We start from the raw sequence: 5,685 nt of genomic DNA on the forward strand, positions 1-5,685 counted from the left end.
TCGCGCCATCAGAGATGTGTATAAGAGACAGGGACTACGTCGCGCACTTCGAGGACACGTCGACGCTTCAGATGTCGTCGGATATCGAGGCGTACGAGGCGCAGGTCTCCGAGATCGACCAGTTCAATCAGTACAACAGCGGTCTCTCGCGCGTGTTCATCCTCGCAGTCCTGTCGTCGATCATGCTCACGGGGATGGCGTTCATTCCGTCGCGATACTGATCGGCGGTTGGACGGGGGACAGTTTTACGCCGCTGGATTTCACCGACAGCCACTAGCCCGCGGCACGGCTACTCTGGGCATGACATCGACAGCGGAGAAGGTCCGACAGCTCGCTCCGCACTGGGCGGTGATGTTCGTCGTCATGTTCGCCGCGCTGGCGGTCGTCGAGCGCGCAGTCGGCGAACTCGGTCTCGCTCTGTCGCTGGTGATCGTGTTGGTCATCGCCTTCGCCTACCCCCTCGCCGTCCGCGCGCTCGGCGTCGCCCCGCCCGTCTGGCAGCGGTGAGGGTGCCGGCCGGGACGGCGGCTCGGTCCGTGCGGGCGCGTCCCCGTCGTGTGGGCGAGTCGAGGGGTTCGGACGGTGAGCGCTCGCCGGCCCGCCCCAGTCCGTCCGACCACCGGGAGTCGGGCCCGACCGCCGGTCGCGCCGGATTCCTGCCCCGCGTGGGGCGGGACGGAACGTCTCGGAGTGCGATTCATCGACCGATAACACCGGTGTCAGCCGGTCACGGTCCCGTTACGTTCGACTTTATACGGCTCGGCCGTCTCGGATCGGTATGAGCGACGAGAAGCCGGCTCCGGTCACCTCGGAGCATCCGGACGCACCGTTTCACACCAGCGGCACCGACCACGTCACGGTCTGGGGCAGCAACGAGGAGGACACGCTCGCATTTTACCGCGACCTGCTCGGGATGCCGCTCGTGTTGCGGCAGCCGAACCTCGACGACCCCTCGCAGACGCACCTGTTCTTCGACACCGGCGACGGGCGGATCCTCACGGTGTTCGTGAGCGACGAGCGGGCGTCCGCCCGCGGCCAGCGCGTCAACACGGGAGCCGTTCACCACCTGTGTTTCAGCGTCGAGCCCGACGAGTACGAGGATATCATGGCGGCGCTCGAAGACGCGGGGAAGGGGTACAACGTGTTCGACCGCGGTATCTTCCACTCGATCTACACGCAGGACAACAACGGGCTCGTCATCGAGCTCTCGGCCGACAAGTACGAAATCCCGAACGACCGGAAGGGAGAGGTGCTCGCGACCGCACAGCGGCTCCGCGAGGAGGACGGCGCGGACTTCGCTCAGGACCGCCACATGGAGGGCGCGCTCGAAGCGCTCGGCCTCCCGGTGAACAAACACGACCTGCCCGACGCCGACGCCGGCGTCGGGATGTGAGATGCCCGCCCGATCGCCGGGGCCGCACGGCGGCGACGATCCGCACGGCGACGAACCGCTGGTCACGGTCGGGACGCCGCTCGACGACGCGGACGCGGCGCTCGTGCTCGTCCACGGTCGGGGCGCGACCGCTCGCAGCGTCGTCGACTTGGGGGAACAGCTCGCGGGGGACCGCGACGTCGCCCTGCTCGCCCCGGCGGCGGCCGGCAACACCTGGTATCCGAACTCGTTCCTCGCTCCGGTCGCGGACAACGAGCCGGGACGGAGCTCGGGCCTTCGGGCCGTCGGCGCGGCCGTCGACCGGGCGGTCGAGGCGGGGATCCCCCGCGAGCGCGTCCTCGTCGGGGGGTTCTCGCAGGGCGCGTGTCTCGCGAGCGAGTTCGTCGCCCGCAATCCGACTCGGTACGGCGGGCTCGCGGTGTTCAGCGGCGGCCTGATCGGTGAGTCGGTCGCCGTCGACGACTACGTCGAGCGCGCGACCGGGGACGATGAGCCCGGATCGGGCGACGGAACGGAGCGCCCTCTCGCCGGCACGCCCGCGTTCGTCGGCTGTAGCGACGTCGACCCGCACATTCCCGAGGAGCGAGTCCACGAGACGACCGCGGTGTTGGGGGCGCTCGGGGCCGACGTGGACGAGCGGATCTACGAGGGCATGGGACACGGGATCGACGAGGAGGAGGTCGCGGCGGTGGCGGAACTGGTCGCGTCGCTGTCGTCGAACCCGCGGCGCTGAGGTCCGCCCGCAGCTGCGCCCCGTCAGGAGACCGTCGCGATCGAGAGCCCCAGCGTCGCCAACGCCGTGAGGAACAGGACCCCGCCCACCGCCGTCAGCGACGCCGAGAGACCGCCCGTCACCGTCGCTACCGAGGCCGGCACGCCGACCGCCGCGCCGATGAGCGCCACGGAAACGAGCCCCAGCGCCATCGGATCGACGCGTTCGACCCGACGCCGGAGGCCGGCGAGCGCTCCCGTCCGGGCGGCGTCGCGGTCGATTCGGCCGTCGTCGGCCGCTCGATTGCGGCGCGCTCGGTCGGCCTCGCCGGCCCGACTGCGATCCCCCTCCGACCGACGTCCCGTCACGATCCGCCAGCGGCCGTTCTCGTTTCGCGCGCGGGCGAACTCGCCGTCGACGAGATCGGCGGCGCCGGGCGGGTAGCCCAGGGCGCGGACCAGCGCGAGGAAGTCGCTCTCCTCGTACCGCCCCGCGGTCGGCCATCGGTACCGGTCGCGAAGCCGCTCTCCCGTCGGGAGCGCGTACGTGACCCGGACGGTGTCGCCGTCGCGCTCCCAGCCGAGTACCTGAACCCGAACCGTACCGTCGGCGGCGGCGTGTCGGTCCAGCAGGTACAGCTCGGTCGCGTCGTCGAGGGCCGCGGGGTCGCGCTCCGCGAAGGAGAGCGGCGTCCCCTCCGGGAGCGGTGCCGCCCGCTCGGCCTCGCGTTCGCCGGCCTCCGTCTCCGGAGCGTCCATGCGTCTTGTTGTCATCCGACGATAATAAGTGTCTGTCCGAACGGTCCGGGCCGCCGGACGCCCGGACCGGCTGCCCGGGTCACGCCAGCCAGTCGTCGGGCTTCGTGTCGTAGTCGACCTCGTCGGCGGTGATCCGCTCACGGACCGACTCGTCGAGGTCGTGTTCCGTCACCTCGCCCCCGTCGTACTGGAAGCGCACGCCGACCTCGGTGCCGTCCGGCTCCTCGCCCCGACGCTTGGCGCGCCGGACGGCCCCGTCGTCGTACTCGACGCGGATCGTCGCCAGGTTCACCGGGCGGCCCCAGAGCTCGAAGGCGCGCTTCAGCGTCGCCTTCGCGCGCTCCTCGTCGAGCGCGACCCCGTTGTACCGGTGGCCGATGAGTAGCTCGCCCCGGTTCCGGAAGTTCCCGTCCAACACGACGATCGTCGGCTTCCCGAAGTTCGTGAACCGGAGGAGCAGCTTCTTCCGCACGTCTTCGGCGTCGACGCTGGCGACGCGGTGTTCCTCGGCGGCCCGGCTGTACTCGTAGGTGAAGTAGTTCCCCTCCCGGACGAACTCGTCGGTGAGGAACGCGTCGACGAACGTCACGTCGTTGTGGCTCTCCCGCACTTCGAACATGCGCTCCCAGCCGGCCGCGCGGTCGACGTCGGCGATCGCCTCCGCGACCGTCTCGTACCGGTCGACGTCGAAGAGGTACCGCGCCTGCTCTTCGAGCGCCTCCCGCGAGACGTTCCGGAGCGCACCGCGGTGCTCCGGCCGCGAGAGGACGTAGTGCCGCTCCGCGAGCCCCTCGCGCGTGAGGAGCTTCCACGGGTACCGTTCGATGTCGATGTCGGCTCCCGCACCGTCGCTCGCCTCGCCGTCCCCGGACTCGTCCCGGGCGGACAGCGCCCGGTCGACGGCCTCGGCGTCGACCCGCGGGTCGTCGTCGGCCGCGAGCGCCGCCAGTTCGTCGAGCGTCGCCGGCCCTGCGCCCGCGATCGCCGGGTGCGGTTCGAGCAGGTCCGCGACCTCGTCTAAGTCGATCCGCGAGTGGAAGTTCTCCGGGGTCACCCCCTCGACGCGGAGCAGCTTGTCGACCACCTCCCGGCGCGCGGCGCGGAGTTCCACGTGCGTCCACAGCTCGAACCCGAGCTTGTAGGGGTTGAGGCCGGGCGAGCCGAGCACCCGGGCCATGTGGTCGGCGTACGTGAGGAACTCGTCGGGACCGGCGAACCCCTCGCCGCCCATCATCAGCGACTCCCAGTACGTCGCCCACCCCTCGTTCATCACCTTCGTCTGCTTCTGGCCGGCGAAGTAGTACGCCTCCTCGCGGATCGCGTCGATGACGGTCGTCTCCCACGGCTCGCGGTCGATCGCCTTCCCGCTCTCGGGGTCGTACCGCTTCCCGTGGTCGCGCAGGAACGCGAGCACGTCCGGGCGCGGGGTCTCCGGTTCGACGCCCTCGCCGCGCGCCTCGAGCCACTCGTCGTCGAACACGTCGCGGCGCACCTCCTCGGAGAGGTCGAGGTCGTCGATCCGCGCTTCGACCGCCGCGACCGGGTCCTCGTCGCCGTCGCTCACGTCGGCCGCGATCCCCGGCTCCTCGACGGACCGGGCGGCGTCGACCGGGCTGTGCTGGTCGATCGTGTCTTCCAGCGCGCTCACGGCGTCGACGAGCCGCTCGACCTCGTCGCGGTCGACGTCGGCCCGTGTCGCGATCGACGCGATCCGGTCGGCGTTGCGCTCCAGCCTGGCGGCGGCGTTCGGGCCGCCCTCGCCGCGGTCGGCGTACAGCCCGAACCACTCGTTGTTCGCGAAGAAGTCGGCGTGCGCCTCGACGTGGGTGATGACGGCCTTCTGGTCGGCCGGCGCGTTCGACTCTTGAAGGAAGGCGTGCGACGGGTCGTCGTTGTTGACGATCTCGAACGCCTTGCCGAGCCCGTGGCGGTCCTTCTTGCGCTGCCGCTCGTAGTTCATCCCCCACCGCCAATGCGGGTACCGGCGCTGGAAGCCGCCGTAGGCGATCAGCTCGTTCATCTGGTCGTGGTCGACCACCCAGTACCGCACCGGGTACGGTTCCAGCCCGAGCCGCTCCGCGAGCTCGCGCGCCTCGCGCGCCGGCTCGTCGAGGGCGTCGGCCTCGCGTTTCGCTTCGATTCGGTCGTTTCTCATCTGCGTTCACCTCCGTCGGTCCGGCGGGCGACGGTCGCCCCGTCCGGGGCGCTCCCCCCGCCGCCCGACTCCGTGCTGAGGATCTCGTAGATGGCGTCGGTGACGTCGTCGGGGTCGGAGACGCGCGCGACGGCCACGTCGTCGGCGTCGCCGAACGCGGACTCGACCTCGTCGGCGTGGCGGGCGTTCGCCGCGCCGTCGCCGGGCTGCGTCTCGACGTACGCCTGGAGGTTGGCGTCGATCGACTCCATCGTCGGGATCACGTTATCTCTGGTGTCGCTGCCGGCGTTCTCCGAGTCGCCCGCGGCGAACACGTACCGGTTCCACTCGCTGTACGGGTACTCCGTCAGGATCTCCTCGACGAGGTCGTACGCGCTGGAGATGCGAGTCCCGCCGCCGGACTGGATCCCGAAGAACTCCTCGCGGTCGACCTCCCAGGCCTCGGCGTCGTGGACGACGTACCGGAACTCGGCGGCGTCGTACTTCCCGGTCAGGTACCAGTCCATCGGCGTGAACACCCGCTCGACGAGCTCGCGCTTCGTCTCGCGCATCGATCCGGAGGCGTCGCGGACGTTGATCACCACGACGTTGCGCTCGCGCTTCTCGATCACCTCCGGGTGGCGGAACCGCTCGTCCTCGCGGCGGAACGGGACGCTGTCGAGCCCCT

General features: G+C 70.5%; 6 protein-coding genes and 1 pseudogene. 4 read left to right on the forward strand and 3 right to left on the reverse strand.

Going from position 1 to position 5,685, the window contains the following annotated elements:
* The 4 genes and pseudogenes from C464_RS00025 to C464_RS00040 all read left to right on the forward strand — a co-directional run.
* Positions 1-221, forward strand: a pseudogene (locus C464_RS00025) (hypothetical protein); the annotation flags it as partial.
* A 79-nt stretch (positions 222-300) separates the two neighbouring features.
* Positions 301-507 (forward strand): hypothetical protein, encoded by a 207-nt coding sequence (locus C464_RS00030; RefSeq protein WP_049910727.1) that lies wholly within the window; start codon positions 301-303, stop codon positions 505-507.
* 271 nt (positions 508-778) lie between these two features.
* A complete protein-coding gene (locus C464_RS00035) occupies positions 779-1,393 on the forward strand; it encodes a VOC family protein (RefSeq protein ID WP_006111416.1) in 615 nt (204 codons plus the stop codon).
* Position 1,394: 1 nt separating this feature from the next.
* A complete protein-coding gene (locus C464_RS00040; RefSeq protein WP_006111417.1) occupies positions 1,395-2,126 on the forward strand; it encodes an alpha/beta hydrolase in 732 nt (243 codons plus the stop codon).
* A gap of 23 nt (positions 2,127-2,149) precedes the next feature.
* On the opposite strand, the gene C464_RS00045 is transcribed toward C464_RS00040, so the two are convergent.
* The 3 genes from C464_RS00045 to C464_RS00055 all read right to left on the reverse strand — a co-directional run.
* Positions 2,150-2,863, reverse strand: a complete 714-nt coding sequence (locus C464_RS00045; RefSeq protein ID WP_006111419.1) for a hypothetical protein — start codon at positions 2,861-2,863, stop codon at positions 2,150-2,152.
* Positions 2,864-2,942: 79 nt separating this feature from the next.
* Positions 2,943-5,018 carry a SpoVR family protein gene (locus C464_RS00050; protein WP_006111421.1) on the reverse strand — a complete coding sequence of 692 codons (2,076 nt, stop codon included), beginning with the start codon at positions 5,016-5,018 and terminating at the stop codon, positions 2,943-2,945.
* Positions 5,015-5,685: DUF444 family protein (locus tag C464_RS00055; protein WP_006111423.1), on the reverse strand; the 671-nt coding region annotated here is incomplete at its 5' end. The genes C464_RS00055 and C464_RS00050, both read right to left, overlap by 4 nt.

Source organism: Halorubrum coriense DSM 10284 (assembly GCF_000337035.1).
GTDB lineage: Archaea > Halobacteriota > Halobacteria > Halobacteriales > Haloferacaceae > Halorubrum > Halorubrum coriense.